20 protein-coding genes are annotated in these 22,972 nt (G+C 63.1%); 5 read left to right on the top strand and 15 right to left on the bottom strand.

All coding sequences use genetic code 11. The features are described from left to right. The first annotated feature begins 94 nt into the window (after window positions 1-94). The 4 genes from HAV21_RS00200 to HAV21_RS00185 all read left to right on the top strand — a co-directional run bounded on the left by HAV21_RS00200 (window position 95) and on the right by HAV21_RS00185 (window position 4,057). Window positions 95-1,537: a PucR family transcriptional regulator gene (locus tag HAV21_RS00200; RefSeq protein WP_166839808.1), complete on the top strand. Its 1,443-nt coding sequence runs from the start codon at window positions 95-97 to the stop codon at window positions 1,535-1,537. Window positions 1,538-1,612: 75 nt separating this feature from the next. Continuing rightward, entirely contained in the window at window positions 1,613-2,899 is a 1,287-nt protein-coding gene (locus tag HAV21_RS00195) for an MFS transporter (protein WP_166839806.1), read from the top strand. Beyond that, the gene (locus tag HAV21_RS00190; protein ID WP_142938270.1) at window positions 2,896-3,576 is read left to right on the top strand and encodes a FadR/GntR family transcriptional regulator; all 681 of its coding nucleotides are present in this window, start codon (window positions 2,896-2,898) and stop codon (window positions 3,574-3,576) included. The genes HAV21_RS00195 and HAV21_RS00190 overlap by 4 nt, the downstream gene beginning before the upstream one ends. A gap of 103 nt (window positions 3,577-3,679) precedes the next feature. After that, on the top strand, window positions 3,680-4,057 hold the full coding sequence (locus HAV21_RS00185) for a hypothetical protein (protein WP_142938269.1): 378 nt from the start codon (window positions 3,680-3,682) through the stop codon (window positions 4,055-4,057). Between the two features lie 97 nt (window positions 4,058-4,154). Here HAV21_RS00185 and HAV21_RS00180 read toward each other — a convergent pair whose 3' ends face one another. The 6 genes from HAV21_RS00180 to HAV21_RS00155 form a co-directional block, all read right to left on the bottom strand. Then, a complete protein-coding gene (locus HAV21_RS00180) occupies window positions 4,155-5,519 on the bottom strand; it encodes an MBL fold metallo-hydrolase (protein ID WP_166839805.1) in 1,365 nt (454 codons plus the stop codon). An 88-nt stretch (window positions 5,520-5,607) separates the two neighbouring features. Beyond that, window positions 5,608-7,074, bottom strand: a complete 1,467-nt coding sequence (locus HAV21_RS00175) for an FAD-dependent oxidoreductase (protein ID WP_166839803.1) — start codon at window positions 7,072-7,074, stop codon at window positions 5,608-5,610. A gap of 20 nt (window positions 7,075-7,094) precedes the next feature. Continuing rightward, window positions 7,095-8,372: a uroporphyrinogen-III C-methyltransferase gene (gene cobA / locus HAV21_RS00170; RefSeq protein WP_166839802.1), complete on the bottom strand. Its 1,278-nt coding sequence runs from the start codon at window positions 8,370-8,372 to the stop codon at window positions 7,095-7,097. A 90-nt stretch (window positions 8,373-8,462) separates the two neighbouring features. Next, window positions 8,463-9,314, bottom strand: coding sequence for a DNA alkylation repair protein (locus HAV21_RS00165; RefSeq protein ID WP_243753075.1), 852 nt, complete (start codon window positions 9,312-9,314; stop codon window positions 8,463-8,465). A gap of 15 nt (window positions 9,315-9,329) precedes the next feature. Continuing rightward, window positions 9,330-10,241 (bottom strand): glutaminase, encoded by a 912-nt coding sequence (locus HAV21_RS00160; RefSeq protein ID WP_166839800.1) that lies wholly within the window; start codon window positions 10,239-10,241, stop codon window positions 9,330-9,332. Between the two features lie 163 nt (window positions 10,242-10,404). Beyond that, a complete protein-coding gene (locus HAV21_RS00155) occupies window positions 10,405-11,448 on the bottom strand; it encodes an LLM class flavin-dependent oxidoreductase (protein ID WP_166840845.1) in 1,044 nt (347 codons plus the stop codon). A 716-nt stretch (window positions 11,449-12,164) separates the two neighbouring features. On the opposite strand from HAV21_RS00155, the gene HAV21_RS00150 reads away from it, so the two are divergent. Beyond that, the gene (locus HAV21_RS00150; RefSeq protein WP_166839799.1) at window positions 12,165-12,776 is read left to right on the top strand and encodes a DUF305 domain-containing protein; all 612 of its coding nucleotides are present in this window, start codon (window positions 12,165-12,167) and stop codon (window positions 12,774-12,776) included. Window positions 12,777-12,989: 213 nt separating this feature from the next. On the opposite strand, the gene HAV21_RS00145 is transcribed toward HAV21_RS00150, so the two are convergent. The 9 genes from HAV21_RS00145 to HAV21_RS00105 form a co-directional block, all read right to left on the bottom strand. Beyond that, on the bottom strand, window positions 12,990-13,547 hold the full coding sequence (locus tag HAV21_RS00145) for a dihydrofolate reductase family protein (protein WP_166839797.1): 558 nt from the start codon (window positions 13,545-13,547) through the stop codon (window positions 12,990-12,992). A gap of 144 nt (window positions 13,548-13,691) precedes the next feature. Continuing rightward, window positions 13,692-14,636 carry an ABC transporter permease gene (locus tag HAV21_RS00140; RefSeq protein ID WP_011775722.1) on the bottom strand — a complete coding sequence of 315 codons (945 nt, stop codon included), beginning with the start codon at window positions 14,634-14,636 and terminating at the stop codon, window positions 13,692-13,694. Next, complete coding sequence (locus HAV21_RS00135; protein ID WP_166839796.1) at window positions 14,626-15,357, bottom strand: ABC transporter ATP-binding protein; 732 nt, start codon at window positions 15,355-15,357, stop codon at window positions 14,626-14,628. The genes HAV21_RS00140 and HAV21_RS00135 overlap by 11 nt, the downstream gene beginning before the upstream one ends. A gap of 92 nt (window positions 15,358-15,449) precedes the next feature. Then, the gene (locus HAV21_RS00130; protein ID WP_142938258.1) at window positions 15,450-16,595 is read right to left on the bottom strand and encodes an ABC transporter substrate-binding protein; all 1,146 of its coding nucleotides are present in this window, start codon (window positions 16,593-16,595) and stop codon (window positions 15,450-15,452) included. Window positions 16,596-16,750: 155 nt separating this feature from the next. After that, complete coding sequence (mmuM, locus tag HAV21_RS00125; RefSeq protein WP_166839794.1) at window positions 16,751-17,704, bottom strand: homocysteine S-methyltransferase; 954 nt, start codon at window positions 17,702-17,704, stop codon at window positions 16,751-16,753. A gap of 99 nt (window positions 17,705-17,803) precedes the next feature. After that, window positions 17,804-19,207 (bottom strand): GTP-binding protein, encoded by a 1,404-nt coding sequence (locus tag HAV21_RS00120; RefSeq protein WP_166839793.1) that lies wholly within the window; start codon window positions 19,205-19,207, stop codon window positions 17,804-17,806. Beyond that, complete coding sequence (cysD, locus tag HAV21_RS00115; RefSeq protein ID WP_208095701.1) at window positions 19,208-20,254, bottom strand: sulfate adenylyltransferase subunit CysD; 1,047 nt, start codon at window positions 20,252-20,254, stop codon at window positions 19,208-19,210. After that, complete coding sequence (locus HAV21_RS00110; protein ID WP_166839791.1) at window positions 20,251-21,003, bottom strand: phosphoadenylyl-sulfate reductase; 753 nt, start codon at window positions 21,001-21,003, stop codon at window positions 20,251-20,253. The genes cysD and HAV21_RS00110 overlap by 4 nt, the downstream gene beginning before the upstream one ends. After that, window positions 21,000-22,742: a nitrite/sulfite reductase gene (locus tag HAV21_RS00105; RefSeq protein WP_166839790.1), complete on the bottom strand. Its 1,743-nt coding sequence runs from the start codon at window positions 22,740-22,742 to the stop codon at window positions 21,000-21,002. The genes HAV21_RS00110 and HAV21_RS00105 overlap by 4 nt, the downstream gene beginning before the upstream one ends. Window positions 22,743-22,972 lie beyond the last annotated feature (230 nt).

The following is a 22,972-nucleotide window of genomic DNA, read 5'->3' as shown; positions in this document are numbered from 1 at the left end:
CTATGCCAGGGAGGTGGACCAAGGAATAGCCAGCTGCACACACAAGAACCCTCCGCTTAGTGCGCTTGACCAGTGCCGGGTTAGGCTTTAAAGCATGGCAATGTCCCTCGCTTCGCTCGTCGCTGTCCCCTCCCTGAAACTCCGCCAGGCCGGCCTTGCCGAAACTACCTGGAACCAGGACATCAGCTGGGTTGCCGTGACGGAACTGGAAGATCCGCAGCGCTTCCTCAGCGGCGGCGAATTGGTCCTTACCACCGGGCTCCGCCTCAAGAGCGCCGCGGACCAGCGGCGGTTCGTCCGTCAGGCCCAGCGCGCCGGAGCAGTAGGGATCGGCTTCGGCATCGGCCTCACCCATGAGGTCGTTCCGGAAGCACTCATCGCCGAAGCCAACCGCTGGGGTTTGCCACTGGTGGAAGTCCCCTACGAGACCCCCTTCATAGCCATCGGCAAACTGGTGGCGGAATCGCATTCGGCTGACCACTACTCCAACTTGGAGCGACTCCTTGCCGGGCACCAGATCCTGGCACGCTCGCTCCTCACCGGCGGCGGCCTGAACGAGCTCCTCAAACAATTAGGCAGCATGCTCCGCACCGACGTGGTGCTCACCCAGTTCAGCGCGCAGCTTTACAACAGCGTGGCTGGGAAACCGGCCCCGACGGCGGACGGCTGGGCTTCGTATCCGATTCCCACCGGCCGCAGGGATGCCTGCACGCTGTGGCTTAGGCAGCCTTTTGTGGACTCCGGGATAGTCAGCTACGCGCAGAACCTCATCAGCGTTGAGCTCAACAACATGGTCAAGCAGCGCCAGTCCCAGCGCGCCATGGCCGGGCAAGTGTTGGACGACGTTATCCACGGCACTCTGGAGAGCATCGAGGCCGCCCGGCGCCTGGCTGGAGTGGGAATCAACAGCACCAGGAAGAACGTGGTGCTCGTGGCGGAGTCCACAGCACACCACAAGCAGCTGGTCAGCATTTCCCTGCCCCAGTCGCTGGAAGCCGGCGTGAGCGCCGTCGTCGGGAAGGACCTGGTCACGGTTGTAGCTGACGACGGCAGCTCGGCCACCGCTTTGGCCAAAAGCCTCAGTGATCACTTGCAGGAGGCCGGAATCCACGCCGTCATCGGCATCGGCGGTGCCTACACGAAGCCAAACGGCCTGCGCTGGAGCTACTTTGAAGCGCGCGACGCCGTGGCGCACGGCTTGCCGGTCAACGAACCCGAACGGCTGAGCCTGACGTCCCTGTTGCTCGCCAGCGAAGATGTTCCGCTGGCTGATATGGCCAGCGAATCCCTCACCCCGCTGCGGAAATTCGACGCCGCCCACGGCGCCGAACTGGTGGCCACTCTGGAAAGCTATCTGAACCACAACGGATCAGTGGCTGCCGTGGCCGAGGCCCTGACGCTGCACCGCAACACGGTGCGCTACCGTCTGGCCCAAATCACGGAGCTGACGGGCTACGACCCCTCACAGACGCAAGACCGGGTGCAGCTGTGGCTCGCCCTTGCCGTGCAACGGTTGGGTTCGCGCAACCCGCGGTAGTCCCCTCTGTAGTGAGCGTGGAGAGGTTCGCCACAAAGTTCTAGACATTAGACGTCAAACGTCTAACCTTTAGGTATGGCCGCGACGACTCCTCTTACCCCCAGCACCGGAAATATCCCTACTGTGAGCAGCTCCCAGGTTGCCCCCGCAGTCCTTGCGAACCCTTCGGCTCCCAAGACGCGCGTCGTCGCCGTCGTCGGCATTATTGCCGTGGTGCTCATCGGCCTGAACCTTCGGGCAGGCATCACCAGTGCCGCTGCCCTGTTCCACGATCTGCAGCAAGTGCTGGGCTACGGTGCCTTGGTCGCGTCGATTCTGCCGTCCATCCCGCTGTTGTGCTTTGCGGTTGCGGGCATGGGAACGTCATGGCTCACGCGTCGGGTGGGTGTGGAGAAAGCCATCGCAATTGCGCTGGCACTGCTGGCTGGCGGCCTGCTGGTCCGCGGCGTTCCGGTAACAGGTGCACTCCTCGGAGGCACCGTCCTGGCGATGTCCGGCCTCGCCGTGTGCAACGTGGCCATGCCGTCCTTCATCCGCGAGCACTACTCCGAGCGCACCTCCATGATGACAGGCCTCTATACCTTCACCATGTCCGGCGGCGCCACCTTCGCCGCAGTCGTCAGCGTTCCCTTGGCCCAGGAGCTCGGTTCCCCGTCCATGGGCCTGGCTGCCTGGGGCTTGCTGGGCGTCGCGGCCCTGCTTGGATTCCTGCCGGTTGTCCTGCACACTCACCGGAACACCACCAAAACTGATCGCCCAAGGGTCTCCATGTGGCCTCTCCTGCGCACCCGCTTGGGCATCCTGATCACCGCGATCTTCACCTTCCAGGCGTTCCTTGCCTACGCCGTAATGAGCTGGTTCGCGTACATCCTCACGTCGCAAGGCCTTAGCGCCTCCGAAAGCGGCCTGCAGTTTGGCGTGATGCAGCTGGTGTCCGTTGCCGCCGGCATGATCCTGTTAGCCTTCGGCTCTCGGTCGGGAATGCTGCGCCCCGCACTGTATCTCGCCAGTAGCTCCACGCTGGTGGCCATTGCCGCCATGCTCTGGCTGCCAACGTCATTGGCCGTTGTCCCTGCTGTTCTGTTCGGGTTCGGCTTGGGCATTTTCCCGCTGGTTCTGGTGATCATCAGCCGCAGCGGACGCTCGACGGCGGAAACCACCGCGCTCTCCACCATCGCCCAATCGCTGGGATACTTGATTGCGGCAATTGGTCCCTTCGGCATGGGACTCCTCCACAGCGCAACCGGCGGCTGGGTGTTGCCCCTGAGCCTGCTGTCGGTGGTTGCCGTGGCGCTCATGGTTACTTGCCACATGCTCACCAGTAAGCGCACTGCCACCAAGACCGGACCGAGGACAGCATGACCCTTACGCCTTCGCATCGCCCGGCCCTTGCCGAGGAGATCACCGCCAAGCTGCGGGACATGATCAAGTCCGGTGAATGGCCGCTCCAGGAGCGAATTCCTGCCGAGCCAGAGCTCATGTCCACGCTGGGCGTTTCGCGCGGCACCCTCCGCGAAGCCATCAAGGCGCTGGCGCACTCCGGCATGTTGGAAGTCCGCCGCGGCGATGGCACCTACGTCAGGGCCAACAGCGAGATGTCCGGCGCAGCCCAGCGCATGTACCTGGAGCACACCCAGGAACATATCGTGGAAGTCCGCCTGGGCCTTGACACCCAGGCGGCCCGCTTGGCCACCAAGCATGCCACCACCGAGGACCTGGCCGAGATGCGGCGCCTCCTTGCCTTGCGGCACGATGCCTGGCAGGCCGGGGACTACCCCACCTGGGCCAGCGCCGACTGGGAGTTCCACGAGCGCGTAGCCCTGGCCTCCGGCAATCCGCTACTGCACCAGCTCTACGCTTCCTTTGGCGGTGTCTTCCACAACGATCTCCTGCGTCAGCAGCGCAAGGGTGGCTTCAATGGCATCCCCCGCGAAGGCCACGACGAATTGGTTGATGCCCTCGAAGCGCACGATCCCGATGCCGCCGTGCAGAGCGTGTACCGGAATCTGGATTACTGCTCGGACTCAGCGCCTCGGTAACTTTCGGCGATGAAGGCGACGAAGACGATGAAGGTGATGCTGAGGAACGACTCAGGGCGTGTCCGGTTGACACGTGCCCTCAGGAAAAGTCCAAACTGGTCGTATGGTCATCCGCGTTCACACCGAACCCAACTGCGGTAACGCGCCTCGGCATGAGGTTGCCCGCCGCTTAGCCGTAGCTCTCGCAGGCGCTGATTCAACAGAACTGGAATCGCTGCTCTCTCCCGATGCCGAGTGGGACGTTCTGGGAAAGGCAGCATCCCGGGGCCTACCTGCAATTCTTGCCAATGCCGAGCCGAGGAGCCCGGCCGTCGAGCTACGTGTTCTCTCGGTCATCACCCACGGCAGGGAAGCAAGCATTGACGGCGTGACGCTGTTCAAAGACGGTCAGGTGGTGAACTTCTGCCATGTGCTTCGTTTCGCGAACACCGCAAAGACCGCAGCGATCACAAAAATCCGGACCTATGAGGCAACGCCATAAGGCGTACCCTGCTGGTACCTCTGCACCGGATCGGTGCGCTGCGCCGCCTTGATGGCTTGGAATAGCCTGGCCCCAGTCAGGACAGGACCGCAACGCATCAGGTTGCCACCTCGATCCCCGCCCCGGCCGCGTCCCTGAACCTCGCATTGACCAGCACCACGTCGCGCCCGGCCCGGTCCAGCAGGCTCGCGGCAACACCCGCCCGGTATCCAGTGGCGCAGTGCACCCAGATCCGGGCATCCGGTACCTCCGTGATCCTCCCCAGGAGCTCGTAAACGGGGATGTTCAGCGCACCCGCCACGTGCGAGGTCCCGAACTCATCCGGACGGCGAACATCCAGGACCACGTCCTCAGGGTTCCGCTCTTTGAGGAGTGCAGCCCAGTCACCGTGCGGATAGCTTGCTTGCGGGTACTCCGGCGCCCACTCATCAGGTTCAGGCCCGACGGCGGCATCCGGACTATCGATGCCGATTCTCGCCAGGTCGCGGATCGCCTTCTCAACCTCGTCGAAAGGTCCCAATAGTGTGAGGGGCTGGTTCCACGGGATCACCCAGCCGAGGTAGCTGGTGAAATTCTCTCCGCGGCCGTACTCAAAACTCACGCTGCCCTGGAGATGGCTGTCCGCGAAGGCTACGCGGTGCCGCAAATCCACCACCCACTCCCCGGCCCTCAACCGCCGGCCCAGCTCACCGGCATCCACGGAATCCGGCACGGACAGGTCCGCTGCGCCCGGACCGGCGGCGTTGAGAGGGCTCATGTGGGCGTAATACGCGGGGTACGCCGTGAGATTCTCCAGCAACTCTGCAACAAAGTGGTCCTCGTCAGGGTCCGTCAGTGCGTGGTTGGAGAGAGCTTGCTCGCCAATGGTTGACGACTCCTGGCGGCTCGCAGGCCCGGTCGAGCAGAAGGATCCGAAGCCGTGGGTCGGGTAGAGCGCAGCGTCTGGATGAGCCGAGGACACCAATCGACGGACCGATGAATACTGATGGTGCGCCAGCGTCGCGGTGTCATGGGGCGAGACCAGGTCCGTCCGCCCCACCGAGCCGTAGAGCAAGCTGCCGCCGGAAAACACAGCCGCCGGGCCGCCGTCGTGCGCTTCATCCCGCACCACATATGACAGGTGGGTATGGGTGTGCCCGGGAGTCGCCACCACGGTGACTACAAGGCGGCCGACGCGGAGGACCTGGCCATCGGAAACGGGGACACGGGTGAACGTGACGTGGTCCTCGGCGTTCACCAGATAGGCAGCCCCGTGTTTTTCTGCCAGCACCAACCCGCCGGTGATGTAGTCGTTATGGAGGTGGGTTTCGGCCACGTGCGTAATACGGATTCCCGAGTCCCGCGCCGCGGCTTCCACCCGGTCAATGTCTCGTTGGGGATCAACTACCAGAGCCACATCGCCGTCGTGCACAAGGTAGCTGCGGTCGCCCAACGGAGCAGTTTCGATGACGACGACATCCATGCTTCAGGGTACCGCTGAGGCCCAGAACCGCTGGGTTTAAACAGGAGCGGGGCCACCCAAATGAGTGACCCCGCCCTGCATGGAACGACTAGACCTGTGCGGCTACGCCATCGCGGGAAATGTTGACCATGTCCTCGCGCGGAACAACCTTGATGCGCTCACGCTTGACCTCAACACCGTGGGAGGTGCCGGCCTCGGTTGCTGCGGCGCCGAGGGCGAGCTCGTGGGCGTCCAGTGCCAGCCAGCCTTCCCAGCTGGTGAACTTCACGCCGCGGGAGTCCAGGAGATCAACCACTGCATCAGCTGCGGGAACCTCGGCAACCGGCAGGTTCTCGCGGTCTTCCAGCAGGTACGTGACGGTTTCCAGGGCGTCGCCCTTGGTGTGGCCGATCAGGCCTACGGGACCACGCTTGATCCAGCCCGTGGCGTAGAGGCCCGGGACGTGCTGGCCGTCGGCGTCCAGGACGCGGCCGCCGTCGTTGGTGATGACGCCCTTCTTGTGGTCGAACTCGACGTCCGGCAGGGCCGAACCGAAGTAGCCGATTGCGCGGTACACGGCCTGGACCGGGTAGTCGATGAACTCGCCGGTGCCGCGGGCGTTGCCCGTGCCGTCCAGTTCGGTGCGCTCGAACTTGATGCCCGCAACCTTGCCCGGAGTCTCGGCGGAGTCAACGATCTCCACCGGGCTGTGCAGGAAGTGAAGGTGCAGGCGGCGGGAAGCCTTCAGCTCGGAGAGGTCCTCGGGCTGCTCGGCGATCCAGTTGGTGAGCGTGCCAACCATGGTCTTGATCTGGTTGTTCGTCTGGACCTGGCGGTCGGACTCTTCGTCGAATTCGAAGTCCTCGGCGTAGAGGATGATGTCCACGTCCTTGGAGTGCGAGAGTTCGCGGAGTTCCAGCGGGGTGAACTTCACCTGTGCCGGGCCGCGGCGACCGAAGACGTGCACGTCCGTAACGGGTGAGGCCTTCAGACCGGCGTAGACGTTGTCCGGGATTTCGGTGACCAGCAGGTCATCGGCGTGCTTGGAAAGAACACGCGCTACGTCCAGGGCCACGTTGCCGTTGCCGAGGACAGCGATTTCGGTGGCCTCCAGCGGCCATTCGCGGGGAACGTCCGGGTGTCCATCGAACCAGGAAACGAAGTCCGCGCCGCCGAAGGAACCCTCAAGTTCGATGCCCGGGATGTTCAGGTCCGCGTCCTTGATGGCGCCGGTGGCGAAGATGATGGCGTCGTAGTGCTTGCGGAGGTCCTCGATGGAGATGTCCGTGCCGTAGTCCACGTTGCCGAAGAAGCGGATATCGCCGCGATCCAGCACCTTGTGCAAGGCGTTGACGATGCCCTTGATGCGGGGGTGGTCCGGGGCTACGCCGTAACGGATGAGGCCATACGGTGCCGGGTAGCGGTCAAAGAGGTCGATGCTGACGGTGAGCTCACCGCTCTTGACGGCCTCGCTCTTGGTCAGGATGTCCGCTGCGTACACGCCGGCCGGGCCGGAGCCGATGACGGCGACGCGAAGCGGACGGTCCGCAGAACCTACGGGGGTGCTAATTGACACGGCTGTGTTCCTTCTTCATCTCAGTTACTGCGGACGCGGGGACGGTTGGGGGTAATAGTGCTGTAGTCAGCGGTCTTGAAATGTTGCGGGGCAAAGGGGCTGACACGGACCACATCGCCGATCACAATGACCGCCGGGTTGGCCACGCCGACGGCTTCCGCCTGGTCCGCAATGGTGCCCAGAGTGCCGATGGTGACGCGCTGATCCGGCAAATACCCGTTCTCTACGATACCTACTGGCGTGTCCAAAGGCAGACCCGAGCCTGCCAGCGCAGCCGCGGAATCGCGCAATTGCGCTACTCCCATGAGCAACACCACAGTGTGATCGGGGCGCGCGGGGACCTCGGACAGCTCTTCATGTCCGGTCACAACGCTGAAGCCCTTGGCCAGGCCGCGGTGTGTCACTGGAATACCGGCGGCGGCCGGAACCGAGATTGCCGACGTCACGCCGGACACTACTTCAACCTCGACGCCGTTCTGCCGGCAGAATTCTGCTTCCTCGCCTCCGCGCCCCAGGACGTAGGGGTCGCCGCCTTTGAGGCGGACCACGCGGTTGCCCTTGAGGGCTTCCTCCACCAGGATGCGGTTGATCTCCAGCTGCGGCACCGGGTGGTGGCCGGGCGTCTTGCCTACCTCGATCACGCGGACATCCGGAGCGAGTTCATTCAGCAGCTCACGGGGGCCAAGACGGTCTGCAACCACGACGTCGGCCTGGCCCAGCAGGCGTCGGCCGCGGACGGTGATGAGTCCCGAGTCGCCGGGACCGCCACCCACCAAAGCCACAGAGCCAAGGGGTGTCCTGCCGGCGGCGTCCAGCTTACGGTGCCGGCGGAGCGGAAGATCACCCGTTTCCAGTGCGGTGGCAACAGCGTTGCGGAGGGCCATGGCGCGGCGAGGGTCTCCCCCGGCATTGATGGCGATCTTGACGTCGTCCACCACGGCAACGGCCGGCGTCCATGCAGCGGATGCTTCGTGATCAGAGGCGTTGACGCACCAGATGCGCTGAGCCTCGGCGTCGGCGGCAACCCGGGTGTCCACAGCGGCTGCGCCAGTGGCGGTCTGGACGAACCAGACGCCGTCGAGGTCCGAGGTGCGGTACTCGCGCGGCTCCCAGGTGAGAAGCCCGGATGCTGCCTGACCGCGAAGTGTTTCGGTGGCAACGGGTGCGACCACGGTGACTTCAGCACCGGCGTCGAGCAGTCCCTTGGCGCGACGCTGCGCAACGGGGCCGCCGCCAACCACCAGCACCGGGCGGCCGAGCAGCCGCAGGGCGGTGGGGTAAATGTCCTGTATTGCCATGAAAAAACTGTAGGGCGGCTCCGTAACATGCTTCAAAGGCTCGGAAACACCCGGTAACGCTGGGTAATCCAACGTCACATAATTCCCCGCTTAAATCGGAGAAACACTGTCCCTGAGCCTCAGGTAATAGGCCCGCTGCTCCTTGCCGAGGTGCTCGATCGCGTAACGAAGCGCCGTCCGCGGCATGGTGGCAGCGTGTTCATCCAAGAAAGCCAGGAGGCGCTCGCGGCTACTGCGCCCGGCATCCCGGACCCAACCACCCACGGCTTTGTTAATGAGGTCTTCAGTGTCATGGAGCAGGATATCGGCGATGGCGAAAGTGTCGTCCAGCTGGCCTTCGCGGATGAACGCCGACGTCGCCACGATGGCTGTCCGGCGCTCCCACATGTCCTCCGAACGGGCCAAGTGATAGAGGGGATCGCGCGGCTTATCCATCAGCCACCCACCCACAACCCGTCCGGCACCCAGGTCAACAAGGTCCCAGTTGTTGATGCGGTCGTGCCTGCGCAGATACAGCTCGTAAAGTTCCCTGCGCCGATCTTCAGTGGTCTTCTTTTTCTGCATTTGCAGGGCCATGATCTTCACGGCCCCGGCCCTTGCCTCGTGGATGTCCTGCTCCAGGAGTTCCTCAATCTCCTTCGGGGGCATGGCTGCGAACTCCTTGCCGAGAGTGAAAACCTCGCCCATGCGGACGCCCAGGAAAAAGTCACCCTCGGCATAGTCTCCCTGGCCCGTCTTGAAATACCGCTGGTATTTGGCCTGTTCGACGTCGGACTGCCGCACTTGCAGCCGTGCCAGAAACTCGACGGCGGTGGGCTGGGTGCCCGGCGCCAGCGCGGCTCTTGGGGACTTGCCCGCCTTGGGGGCCTTGGCAGCGGTGGCCGTCTTCCCGGTGTTGAGTTTCTTACCGGTGTCTGGGGTCTTTCCGGACTTGGGGGTCATCACTCAATAATGCGCCTAAAAGACCGACCAGCCAGTACGCGTAGTGAATTCGTCCAGCGCGGCCACACCAGCCACCGAGTTGCCCGACCTTCCCAGGCCGGGACTCCACACACTGATGGAGCACTTGTTGGGCACCACGGCCACTATCCCTCCGCCGACGCCACTCTTGCCCGGCAGCCCCACCCTGTACGCGAATTCGCCCGCAGCATCGTAGGTACCGCAGGTGAGCATGACAGCGTTGATTCTTTTGGTCTGCGCGGGGGAAAGCACCAGTGTCCCATCTGCACCCAAACCGTTGGATGCAAGGAACCGGGTTGCGAGCGCCAGGTCTTCGCACGTCATGGCCAGGGCGCATTGCTCGGCGTAGGAGTTCAGGACCTCCTCCACGGGGTTTTCCAAGTTGCCGCAGCTCGCCAGGAAATGCGCCAGCGAGGCGTTGCGGTGCCCTTTGCCCAATTCGGAGGACGCCACGCGGTGATCCGTGTCGACGCCGGCATTGCCGGTCTCTTGGCGCATCAGGTCCCGGACGGCGTGGGCGGCGTTGCCCGTCAGGCTAAGGAGCCTGTCCGTCACCACAATGGCTCCGGCGTTGATGAACGGGTTCCGGGGAATGCCGTCCTCGCTCTCGAGCTGAACCAGAGAGTTGAAGGGGTTTCCCGAAGGTTCCCGGAACACGCGCTTCCAGATGTGGTCACCGTCGGCAGCCAACACCAGGGCGAGGGCGAAGACCTTGGAGATGCTTTGAATGGAGAATTCCACATGGGCGTCCCCTGCGGAGAAGACATCGCCTTCCCGGGTGACTACCGAGATCCCGAATTGATGCGGGTCTACTGCGCCGAGTTGCGGGATATAGTCCGCTACTTTGCCTTGGCCGATGTGCGGTTGAACCGCCCCGACAATGTCTTCGAGAAGGTTTTGAATGTCCACGGGATAACCTTTGCTTTCTGCGTAGCCCCCTCGCCGTTGAAGGGACTGACAAGTGTTCGCGCGCTCTTGGCGCAACAACACACAGCCAGCAACACTACCTGCCTTAAAGCGGCTCCGTGTGGACCGCTGGCGTACACGCAGGGACGTTACGCACAGCCATAGGTTATGTGGCCAGGTGTGGACTCCATCCGATGGCAGGGGCTACGTGCTTTGCTACGTTCCTCAGGAGCTTGGCGTTGTAATCCACTCCCAGCTGGTTGGGCACAGTGAGCAGGACGGTGTCAGCCGCTTGAACCGCAGCGTCCTTGGCAAGTTCCTCCGCCAACTGATCCGGCTCCCCGATGTAGCTTTTGCCGAAGCGGGACAGCGCGCCGTCGAGGACGCCCACCTGGTCCTTGCTGTCGGCTTGGGCGCGGAGGCCGAAGTAGTGGTTGTCTACCTCGTCCACAATCGGGATCACGCTGCGGCTGACTGAGATCCTCGGCTCAAGGTCGTGCCCGGCTGCGGCCCAGGCCTCACGGAACATGTGGATCTGTTCGGCCTGCAACTCATCAAACGGCACGCCTGTGTCCTCGGTGAGGAGTGTGGAGCTCATAAGGTTCATGCCCTGCTCTGCGGCCCACACGGCAGTTTTCCGGGTGCCGGCTCCCCACCAGATCCGCTGTGAGAGGCCCGGTGACTGGGGTTGGATGGGTAGCAGCCCCGTGGCTCCGCCAGCGTAGTGCGGATCGGCTTCGGCAACACCGTGCCCGGCGATGGCTTTCCGGAACAGCGCCGTGTGACGGCGTGCCATGTCGCCGCCGTCCTCGCCGTCGGCGGGGACGTAGCCAAAGTTCGCGGCGCCGTTCCGGGCGGGCTCAGGTGAACCGCGGCTCACGCCGAGCTGCAGACGCCCATCGCTGATGAGGTCCGTGGCGGCGGCTTCCTCGGCCATGTAGAGCGGGTTTTCGTAGCGCATGTCGATCACGCCTGTGCCGATTTCGATCCGGCTGGTCCTGGCCGCGATCGCGCTGAGGAGCGGGAAGGGAGAAGCCTGCTGCCGGGCGAAGTGGTGGACCCGGAAGAAAGCCCCGTCTATGCCCAGTTCCTCCGCCGCGACAGCGAGTTCAATCCCCTGCTTCAGGGCCTCCCCAGCCGTGGGAACCAATGAGCCAGGTACACGCGCCCAGTGTCCGAAGGAGAGGAAGCCGATCCGTTTCTTGTGCATGCTCAGGACAACCGTGCGGGGGGCGAGGGAATTCCACATACGCTGATTCCTCGTTTGCATCCATACCCTCCAGGGGTATGGTAGAGGTGAACGTAACCCCAGTGGATAGTCGGCGGAAGGAGGCCCAACGTGAGCCCATCAGCACTTCTACAACCCCTTCGTCGGGCTTCCCTGCTCGTACTGGTGTTTGGCGTCATTGCCGGAATTTTCGGCATGCATGTGGTGACGGACTCCCATGCGACCCATTCCGCTCCCGCTACTCAGGCTTTAGCGCTGCACAGTGCTCATCTCGGGCATTCAACGCCCGGCTCCCAAGCAGCCAGCACGCTCCACCACCCGCTGGGTTCCAGCATTGATGCACAGTCCTGCTCCTCGGGTAGCTGCTCATGTGCAGAATCAACCGCTGAGCACTGCACCCCCTCGTTGAAGACTGGCTCCTTGGTCGCTCCGCTTCCGGGCAGCGGAGCTGGCGGCTTGGCTGATGGTCCGTGGGCCACAGTCGAAGCACCGCGAGCGTGGACCTATGTCCCTCCCAAGCCGTCCCTGAGTCAACTTTCGATCAGTAGGACGTAAGCGTTTTGCCTTGGCGGCCCCAAGTTTTGCCGCCTTCGCAAGGCCTCGCATCCCTCCACGTAGGACCACGAGGCAATCATCGTGCTTATCACCAGGATGGCTCGCGCCCCGGGCCGCCCCACTATCGAAAGACCACAACCCTGATGAACAAAACCCAGCTCACCCTTAGCGCCGCCACTTTTGCAGGTCTCCTTGCTGTGGCGGGCTGTGCCTCTCCCGCGAACCCTGGCTCCATGCCGGGAATGGACCACGGAAACTCCAATACCAGCGCGCCCACCAATATCACTTCTGCAGAGCACAACGCGGCGGACGTCATGTTTGCCCAGATGATGATTCCCCATCATGCCCAAGCGGTGGAGATGTCCGATGCCATGCTCGCAAAGGCCAACATTCCTGCCGCGATAACGGAGTTGGCCAATAAGATCAAAGCGGCTCAGGCACCCGAAATTGAGAAGATGACGGGCTGGCTCCAGAGCTGGAACATGCCGGTCATGGGTTCCTCAGGTCATGGCGGCCACGGCATGGACGGCATGGTCAGCGAAAGCGACCTCCAGAAACTCAGTGAAGCCCAGGGCACGGAAGCGTCCAAGCTCTTCCTCTCACAGATGATTGCCCACCATGAAGGCGCCATCAGCATGGCTAAGACGGAGACCAGCCAAGGCAAGTTCCCGGAGGCCATCCAGTTGAGCAAGGACATCGTGACCTCGCAGGAGAAGGAGATTCAGGAGATGAAAGCCCTACTGGCCACCCTCTAGCAGGCCTGTTGCACGGCGAACACACGACGGCAGCAGGTCGCCGTCGTGCGTTCGCGTCGGGTTTTCCGCCAGGCACCGCAGTCTCTACCGCCTGGCGCCCCCGTAACCTCTGGCGCGGAAGGCGCGAAAGGGAGCGGTCCCCACGCCGAAAAGGTGCGGTAGGCGGAAACGGGTGCGGTAGGCGGAAACGGGCGCGCGGTGCGGGCCCGGCACTCAATCGGCTCGTCGATAGTGCATGTAGACCGCGCCGTTGCTGAGCGGCTCCGATGAGACAAGCTTGAGGTGCCGGGTGCTGGGCAGTCCGCCCTGATACAGGGTGGGCCCGTGGCCAGCGATCATGGGATGGATAAGGAACTTGTATTCGTCGATCAAATCAAGACGGTCCAGTTCTGTGGCTAGTTTGCCGCTGCCGACAAGCACACCCTCGGGGGTCCTGTCCTTGAGTTCCTGCACCGCAATCTGCAGATCGCCAACAAGATGGTGGCTATTGGTCCAGGGGAATTTTGACCGAGTGGACGATACGACGTACTTGGGTATTGTCTCCAGGGTCAGCGCCCACTCCCGCAACGCTGGCGGTGCGTCTACTTCACCGCTTGCCACCAAGGGCCAATAGCTCTCCATCATTTCGTAGGTAGTACGGCCCCAGAGCATTGCACCCCCCTGCTCCAGAAGACGGGTGAAGAGGGCATGAGTCTCGTCGTCCGCGATTCCCTCCCGGTGGTCGACGCAACCATCAAGAGTGACGTTGATACTGAACGTTAGAAGGCCCATTCGACGATTCTAGGTGCGCGCAGAGAGCGGAGGAAGGGGAGCCAGAAGCCGATGGGGTGTGAACCCGCGAACAGGAGTTTGTGTACACATAATGCCCCAAAGAAGGGCTCTTAAGGGCATTATGTGTACGAAAACTCCGGAGGGTTAGCGGCTGCTTCCCGCCAGCAAACCCCGACGCTGCAGCAAACGCTTCTCAATGGGCCCGAACACAAGCAGTTCGATCAGGATTCCCACAAACAGGATCAGCAGGATCGCGGACATCACGATTGTCATGTCGGAGAGCAAACGCCCCTGATCCAGCAGCGAGCCCAGGCCGAACCCAATCGTTCCGCCCACTGCGATGATCTCTGCGGCCATGAGTGAACGCCAGGAGAAAGCCCAGCCCTGCTTCAAGCCGCCGATGTACCCGGGAAGAGCTGCTGGCAGGACAATCTGCAGTGCCATCTGGAGACGGTTCGCTCCGAGAACTGTGCCCACACTGCGGTACTGCGGCGGGATCTGGTCCACACCGGAGATGAGCCCGTTGATGATGGACGGGATAGCGCCCATGAACACCACGAAATAGACGGTGGCGTCAGTGAGGCCAAACCAGATGATGGCAGCGGGAACCCATGCCACGGAAGGGAGCACCTGCAAACCGGAAATGAGCGGCCCGAATGCACGGCGCAAGGGAGCCACTTGAGCAAGGATCAACCCCACGGGGGTAGCAATGACCACCGAAATCAGGAAGCCGATCACACCACGCTGCAGAGACGTCCACACTGCTTCCTGGACTTTACCTTCGCCCCACATGGTGACGAACTGGGTGAGAACGTCCAGGGGCCCGGGAACCAGGTCACGTCGTTTGAACTCGAGGGATACGTAGAACTGCCACGCAAGAATCAGGACCACCAAGGCGGCAACAGGCAGCAGGACGCGCTTCCATTCGATGCCAGCTTTGCGTCCGCTGTCCGACTGGAGGTTGTCCAGGCCTGCTTCAAGGTCCCGGAGTTCCGAGGCGTTGCCCTTCAGCGACGGCGAGGTGATGTGCTCTTTGGAATCTGTCACGGGAAGGGTCCGCTCTTCGGTGGTGATGGGGTTACTTGGCATGGCGGCGGATCTCCTCGCGAAGGCGGCGCGTGATGGTTCCGGTGAGCTCCCCGGCTCGGCCGGCGTCGGTGCGGTGCTCTTCGGTGACGTCCCATTCGGCCACCACACGGCCGGGACGCGAGGACAACAGCAGTACGCGTTGGCCCAGGCGAACGGCCTCGCGGACGTTGTGGGTAACGAACACGATGGTCCGGCCCGTTTCCTTCCAAATACGCTCAAGTTCATCGTGCAGAAGGTCACGGGTGATGGCGTCAAGGGCAGCAAACGGCTCGTCCATCAGCAGCAACTGACGGTCCTGAGCCAAGGAGCGGGCCAAGGCAACGCGCTGCCTCATGCCGCCTGACAGTTCGTGGGGACGCTTATCCCCCGCGCCGCCCAAATGCACCAGTTCCAAGAGTTCCGTGGCGCGGGCACGCCGGCTGGCCTTGGTGCTGGACTTGTCTGCTAGCTGCAACGCCAACTCAATGTTTCCGCGCGCGGTCAGCCAAGGGAACAGGGACGCGTCCTGGAACATGAAGGCGGCACCGTCGCTGGGTACTTCAAGAGCGCCCGACGTCGGCCTTTCCAGTCCCGCCATGATGTTTAGCAGGGTGGACTTGCCGCAGCCGGACGCACCGAGGAGGGCAACGAACTCGCCCTGCGCGATGGTGGCGTTGACGTCGTCCAGCACCGGGGCGCCGTCGCCGAAGCGCTTGCCCAGGTTCTCGAGTACGACTGGCATGGTCCCGTCCTTCGTGTTGATTGGTAGAGCTGATGTGGCCAAAGGCCGGCCCGCTCCCCCGTTTATTGGGAAGCGGACCAGCCTGTTACTGCTTAGTCCTGGCCGAGACCTGCAGCTGAGGTCTTCTTGCCTTCAACCTCGTTCAATGTGCGAAGGTCGAAGATGCCGTTGATATCGGCCTTCTGAGTGGTTCCGGCTTTGACGCCGTCTTCCAGGAGCTTGTTGTAGGTTCCAGCCAGCGGATCGGTGGTGAACTTGATGTTCTGCAGAGCGCGTTCAATCACGTTCGCGGGAAGCGGCTTGCCTGCCGTGTCCTTGAGAACCGCGTTGATGGTGGTCGCCTTCTCCTCAGCCGAGGCCGAGTTGAGCCAGTTCACGGATTCAACGTGGCCCTTCAGGAGCGCCTTCACGGTTTCCGGGTGTTCGGCAGCGAACTTCTTGTTCACGATCAGGATGGTGGTAGTGAAGTCACCGTTCTCCCAGAGGTCCTTCTCGTCAACCAACACCTTCGCTCCGGCTTCGAGCACCAGACGGGAGGCCCAAGGCTCAGGCAACCACGCGCCGTCGAGCTTTCCGTCTTGGAAGAGCTTCAGCGACTGGGCGTTCTCGGTGGGGTTGATGTTCACGTCGCCGCTGCCATCGGTGTTGGTCTTGAAGCCTTGATCGCCCAACCAGGCTCGGAGGGCCACATCCTGGGTTCCGCCGAGCTGCGGGGAGCTGAGGATCTTGCCTTTGAGGTCGGCTGCGGAGGTGATCTCCGGCTTGACCACCAGCTGGGCACCGCCTGAAGCGGCACCGGCGATGATGCTGATGGACTCGCCCTTGCTCTTGACGAAGGAGTTGATGGCCGGGTTCGGGCCGATGTACGTGGCGTCGATGGCGCCGGCGTTCAAGGCTTCGATTGCGGCGGGGCCGGCGTTGAAGACCTGGGTGCTGAGCTTGGTTTCGCCAAGTTCCTTGGCAATGAGGCCCTGGCTGGTGCCTACCAGCGCGGGGCCGTGCGTGACGTTGCTGAAGTATCCGAGTTTGAGTTCGGCTGCAGGCGTGGTGGTGGGTGCCGGTGCAGCTTGGTTGTTTTGCGAGACAGCGGAAGCAACTGCAGCGCCTGCACCGATCAGCAGCACGAGGCCGACAGCCAAGCCGATCTCTAATGTGCGGCGGCGCTTGGGCTTGGATGCGGATTCACCGGCGACGATGCGGGTGGTGCCCGTGTTGGGCGACTCGGGTGTGTTAGCCATGGGGGTGGGTCCTTAGGAGATGTGGGATGCGAGAGGGGCGAAGATCAGGCCCCGTGACATCGCCCGTCGAGGGCAAGCAAGGACCATTCCGGAGAGGTCATGCCTTCACAGTAGGGACTGTCATATTTCGGCTTCAATCCCGTAGAAATCAAGGTTCACGCAGGTTCACGTGGCGTCATATTCGCTGCCAGGCCTTCAATGTCGCGTGGAGTTGTGCGGCAGCATCCACCTATGAGATGGGCGCCCCGGTCAAGCCAAAAAGCTGCGTTGCCCGCCAAAGTTCCGTTACCTTGAACGCCCTCCGAAGGACCCCACGTCTTGGTCACAGCATCGTAGGTCTCCCCCGAATTCGGGTACGCCACCAGCGGCTTGGTCGAGGACTTCTGAAGGTTGCCAAGCGCTTCGGTCACCAGTTCCAGCGGCACGCAATTGACGCCGACGGCGGCCACCCGCGGTTCCGCGCTGAGCAACGCAGCCACGTCCGCGATCGGCGTTCCGTCACTGATGTGGCCGCTGTCCCGCAGCGTGAACGTAAACCAGGATTCGACGTCGAACTCCGCCACGAGCGCCAAGAGCGCCTCTGCTTCGGCGTACGACGGCAGGGTCTCGCATGCCAGGAAATCCGCACCGGCCTCCACGAGCGCAGAGATGCGCGGGCGGTGGAAGTCCCGGAATTCCGCGGCGGAAAGCGTGTAATCGCCGCGGTATTCAGAGCCATCAGCGAGGTAGGCGCCGTACGGGCCAACGGATCCGGCCACCAATAAAGGCCCACTCGCTGAACCTTCCGCCAAGGCTTCCTGTCGGGCTTCATCGGCCAGCCGGAAGCTCAACGCCACCAGCTCCAATGACTCTTCAACGGACAATCCGCGCCGCGCAAAACCCAGCGGCGTCGCCTGGTAGCTGGCCGTAATGGCCACAGAGGCACCGGCGTCGAAGTAGTCGCGGTGGACCTGTTTGATCAGGTGCGGCTGCTCCAGCAGGACCTTGGCCGACCACAATGCGTCCTCCAGATCGCAGCCGTGGGCTTCCAGTTCCGTGGCCAACGCACCGTCCAGGACCAGATCCTTGCCGGCGTTGAGGAGAGTGCTGAGCGAGGTGTTCTGTGGCATGGGTCCTTCCCCAAAAAGAAAACCGCAGCCTGTTCGAAATTCCCGCCGTACAACGTGAGGAGTCGCGAACAAGCTGCGGTTTTGTGACTGTGTGTGACCCTAGATGACGTAACGTTCGTCTTCGTGGTCGCCCGGGTGGTCCTTCACAAGACCGGCGGCGAGAGTATTGCCGTCGATGGGGTCGATCACCAGGAAAGCGCCGGTGCGGCGGTGGTGCAGGTAGTTCTCCAGCGGCAGCGGAGCGGACAGGCGCAGCTGTGCGTGCCCAATGTCGTTGAGCTCCAGATTGGTCGCGGGCTCCACGTTGAACGTGGCCAGGTCAAGCTTGCCCGTGACGTTGCGAACCAGTGCCTGGACGGTGCGCGTACCGTGCTTCACCAGGACCTTCTGGCCTTCGCGGAGCGGCTTCGGTGAAAGCCATGCGAGCGAGGCATACAGGTCAGCTGTGCTTTCGCGGACAGTTCCGGCAGCGGCGATAGTGTCGCCACGGGCGATGTCGATCTCGTCGGCCAAACGGACGGCCACTGACTGCGGAGCAGCAGCTTCCTCCAGCGACTGACCGGCAAAGTCGATGCCGATCACCGTGGTGGTGCGAGGTTCGTGGCCCGGGCTGATCACAGAAACTTCGTCGCCAACCTTCACGGAGCCTTCGGTGATCTGGCCTGCGTAGGCGCGGTAATCGCGGTACGCCTCCACATCGAGCCCACCAGCTACAGCGTCGGGAGCGAGGGCACCCTGCGGGCGGATGACCAGCTGGACCGGGAAGCGGAAGCTCTCCAGTTCGGCCTCAAGCTCGTCAGCAGCAGGGAGGGTTTCTAGGACCTCCAGCAGTGCCGGGCCCGTGTACCAAGGGGTGCGCTCAGAGCGGTCCACCACGTTGTCGCCGTCAAGCGCCGAAACGGGAACCACCAGCAGATCAGCAACACCATCGGAACCAAGACCCAGCTCTCGGGCAACCTTCTGCACGTCCGCTTCGATGTCGCGGAACACCTGCTCGCTGAAGTCCACCAGGTCGATCTTGTTCACGGCCACAATGACGTGGGCAACCCGAAGCAGTTGCAGCACGGACAGGTGCCGGCGGGTCTGCTCCAGCACACCCTTGCGGGCGTCAATGAGTACGACGACGGCATCCGCAGTGGACGCGCCGGTCACCGTGTTCTTGGTGTACTGAACGTGCCCGGGGCAGTCCGCCAGGATGAAGCTGCGGCGGTCCGTAGCGAAGTAGCGGTAGGCGACATCGATGGTGATGCCCTGCTCGCGCTCGGCACGCAGGCCGTCGGTCAGGAGGGCCAGGTCAATCCCACCTTTTTCCCCGCCGAAGCCGCGGTCCGCAGAGGTGCGGGCAACGGCGTCGAGCGTGTCAGCAAGAATGGCCTTGGAATCGTGGAGGAGGCGGCCCACCAAAGTGGACTTGCCGTCGTCCACCGAGCCGGCGGTAGCGAAGCGGAAGAGGGTTGTGGGCAGGGCTGTTTCCAGCCCGGCAGCCAATGTTTCGGTGCTCATTTAGAAGTAGCCGTCCTTCTTGCGGTCTTCCATGGCTGCCTCGGAGATGCGGTCATCTGCTCGGGTGGCGCCACGTTCGGTCAGGGTGGAGGCAGCGACTTCAACAACGACGTCGGCCACGGTGCGTGCGTCGGACTCGACAGCACCTGTGCAGGACATGTCGCCCACCGTGCGGTAGCGCACCAGCTTGGTGATGACTTCCTCGTGCGGCAGCGGCTGGGAAACCTCGCCCACAGCGCGCCACATGCCTTCGCGGGCGAAGACTTCGCGCTCGTGGGCGTAGTACAGGCTGGGAAGCTCGATGTTCTCACGCTCGATGTAGCGCCAAATGTCCAGCTCGGTCCAGTTGCTGATGGGGAACGCACGGACGTGCTGGCCCACAGTGTGGCGGCCGTTGTACAGGTTCCACAGTTCGGGGCGCTGGTTGCGCGGGTCCCACTGGCCGAACTCGTCACGGAGGCTCAGGATGCGTTCTTTGGCGCGGGCCTTGTCCTCGTCGCGACGGCCGCCGCCGAACACGGCGTCGAACTTGTTGCGCTGGATCGCATCCAACAGCGGAACGGTCTGCAGCGGGTTCCGGGTCCCATCGGCACGCTCAGCCAACTCGCCGCGGTCGATGAATTCCTGGACTGAGCCAACAACCAGCTTCAGGCCCAGACGCTCAACGGTGCGGTCACGGAAGTCGATGACCTCCGGGAAGTTGTGGCCGGTGTCCACGTGAAGGACCGGAAACGGAACCTTGCCCGGCCAGAACGCCTTGGTGGCCAGGTGCAGCATGACCACGGAATCCTTGCCGCCGGAGAACAGCAGCGCAGGCTTCTCGAACTCGGCAACAACCTCGCGGATGATGTGAATAGCTTCGGACTCGAGGGTGTCCAGTGACGAAAGGCGAGTTGACTGCAGAGCCGAAGCAGCAGATGCCGCCCCGGGAGTGGCATCGGGCCTGTCGAAGCTGGACGCAATGCTGCCTGCAGCATTGCCGTCCAGCGAAGGGGCGGGGGCGGCATCTGCTGCGTAGGCGTCCGTTGACGTTGTTTGGGTGCTCATGTGTGTAGTCCGCATTCTGTCTTGTCGGATCCTGCCCAACGGCCGGCGCGGGGGTCTTCACCCGGGGCCACTTTGCGGGTGCAGGGCTGGCAGCCGATGGACGGGTAGCCCTGGCTCAGGAGGGGGTTGACGGGAAGGATATTGTCCTCGGAGTACTCGATCAGCTGATCGAAGGTCCAGTCCACCATCGGGTTCACCTTGACCAGGCCGAAGCCCTCATCCCAGGTGACCACGGGCGTGTTGGTGCGGGTGGGTGCTTCATCTCGGCGGACACCGGTGAACCACACCTCGTAGCCGGCCAGCGAGCGGCGCAACGGCTGGACCTTGCGCAGCGCACAGCACTGGGCGGGGTCGCGGGCAAACAGGTCCTTGCCCAAGAGCCGGTCCTGCTGTTCCACAGTGGTTTCGGGAAGGACGTCCACCACGTTGACGCGGAGATTCGCCGCGACTTCGTCGCGCGTCTTGTACGTTTCCTTGAAGTGGTAGCCGGTTTCCAGGAACAAGACGTCGACGCCGGGAAGCTGGTCCGCGACCAAAGCCGGCAGGACGGCGTCGGCCATGGAGCAGGCGACCGTGACCGTAGGCAGCTCGAAGTTGCGGGCCACCCAGGCGATGACATCCCGGGCAGGAGCGTTCCAGCCGAGCTCAGCGGCGCCGGATTCGGCCAGGGCCTTAAGTTCCTCATGGGAACGAAGCGCCGGACGGGCTGGTGCGCTGGCGAGGTTGGTAATGGTGACGGGATCTGTCATTGGAGATCTCCTTCATCTGCCGAGTGTGCCCACTCTGCGAAGGTCTGGCCCTCGGCGCCAACGGCGACGAACTTACGGACCACGCGCTCCACATAGTCGGGCAGGTCTTCCACCGTGACCTTGAGGCCGCGGACGGTACGTCCCAAACCGGCTTCCTCGCGCTCGTTGTTGGCCAGCCCGCCACCGAGGTGGACCTGGAAACCCGGGGTGGGGTCGCCGTCGGGCGTTGGCAGCATCATGCCCTTCAGGCCGATATCGGCCGTCTGGATACGGGCGCAGGAGTTGGGGCAGCCGTTGATGTGGAGGGACAGTGCCGACGGGAGCTGCTTGGTTTCCACGAGGTCGGCCAAGCGGCGCTCCAGCTCAGCGATGGCCGTAGCAGCTGTGACCTTGGTTTCCACGATGGCCAGCTTGCAGAACTCGATGCCCGTGCAGGCGATGGTGCCGCGGCGGAACACGGACGGACGAGCCGAGAGGCCCAAAGTGTCCAGTTCGGCGATGAGCGGCTCAACCTGCTCTTTGGCCACGTCCAGGATGACCAGCTTCTGGTGAGGAGTAGTGCGCAGGCGGTAGCTGCCGTGCTTCTCCAAAGTGTCTGCCAGCGTAACGAGTGCCTCGCCGGACGTGCGTCCCACAGTCGGGGTCACGCCGATGAAGAACTTGCCGTCCTTCTGCTCATGAACACCAATGTGGTCACCGGGAGCCGTGGGCTTGGGAGCTGCAGGGCCGTCCGGGAGCTTGAAGCCGAGGTATTCGTCCTCAAGGACCTGGCGGAACTTGGCCGGTCCCCAGTCGTTCATGAGGAACTTCAGGCGGGCCTTGGTGCGCATGCGGCGGTAACCGTAATCGCGGAAGATGCTGGTGACGCCGAGCCACACTTCAGCGGCAACGTCGGCGGAAACGAACACACCCAGGCGTTCGGCCAGACGCGGGTTGGTTGACAGGCCGCCGCCAACCCAGAGGTCGTAGCCCGCACCGAGTTCGGGGTGGACGACGCCCACCAAGGCGAAGTCGTTGATCTCATGCACCACGTCCTGGGACGGGTGGCCCGTGATGGCGGTCTTGTACTTGCGCGGCAGGTTGGCCAGCTCGGGGTCGCCGATGAAACGCTCGGCGAGCTCGTGGATCAGCGGTGTGGGATCGATGATCTCGTCCTTGGCAATGCCCGCAACCGGGGAGCCGAGGATAACGCGGGGAACGTCACCGCAAGCTTCTGTGGTGGACAGTCCAATACCTTCAAGGCGGCGCCAGATCTCCGGCACGTCCTCAACACGGATCCAGTGCAGCTGGATGTTCTGACGGTCCGTCAGGTCGGCCGAGCCGCGGGCGAAGTCCACGGAGATCTGGCCGATGACCCGGAGTTGCTCAGTGGTAAGTGCACCGCCGTCGATGCGCACGCGCAGCATGAAGTACTTGTCTTCGAGCTCGTGCGGTTCAAGCGTTGCGGTCTTGCCGCCGTCGATCCCGGGCTTGCGCTGGGTGTAGAGGCCCCACCAACGGAAGCGGCCGTGAAGGTCCGTGCCGTCGATCGAATCAAAGCCTTCTTTGGAGTAGACAGACTCAATGCGCTCACGGACGTTCAGCCCGTTGTCTTCCTGTTTCCAGGTTTCGTTGGCGTTGAGTGGAGCGGTGCCGTCAACCTTCCACTGGCCGTGGGGCTTGGCGGCAGGGCGGGTGCGCGCCGGACGCGAGGGGACTGCGGTGTCCGCGGACGCACCGGCTACAGCTGTATCTGTCATACATCGACTGTAGGTCTGGCCAGATTTCGCCAGCAAAGGTCCGGAAATGCTAAGTCACCTAGGGAAACATTTCGTCACGAAGGCGTCATTGGCCTTGTTGCTGAGGGCTTCTTGTGCAGGTTCCTATTGTGGCGCTCTGGGCCTTTTCGTGACGTTTTTTGGGGACTTTTTCTGGGCTGCGATGCCGGCCCTGCGAATTAGTAGCATCCTCTCAAGTCTTGCTTTTCCGG

The organism is Paenarthrobacter sp. MSM-2-10-13, assembly GCF_011605365.1.
GTDB lineage: Bacteria > Actinomycetota > Actinomycetes > Actinomycetales > Micrococcaceae > Arthrobacter.
Note: the sequence above shows the minus strand (reverse complement) of the source record. Positions and strands in the feature narration are given on the sequence as shown.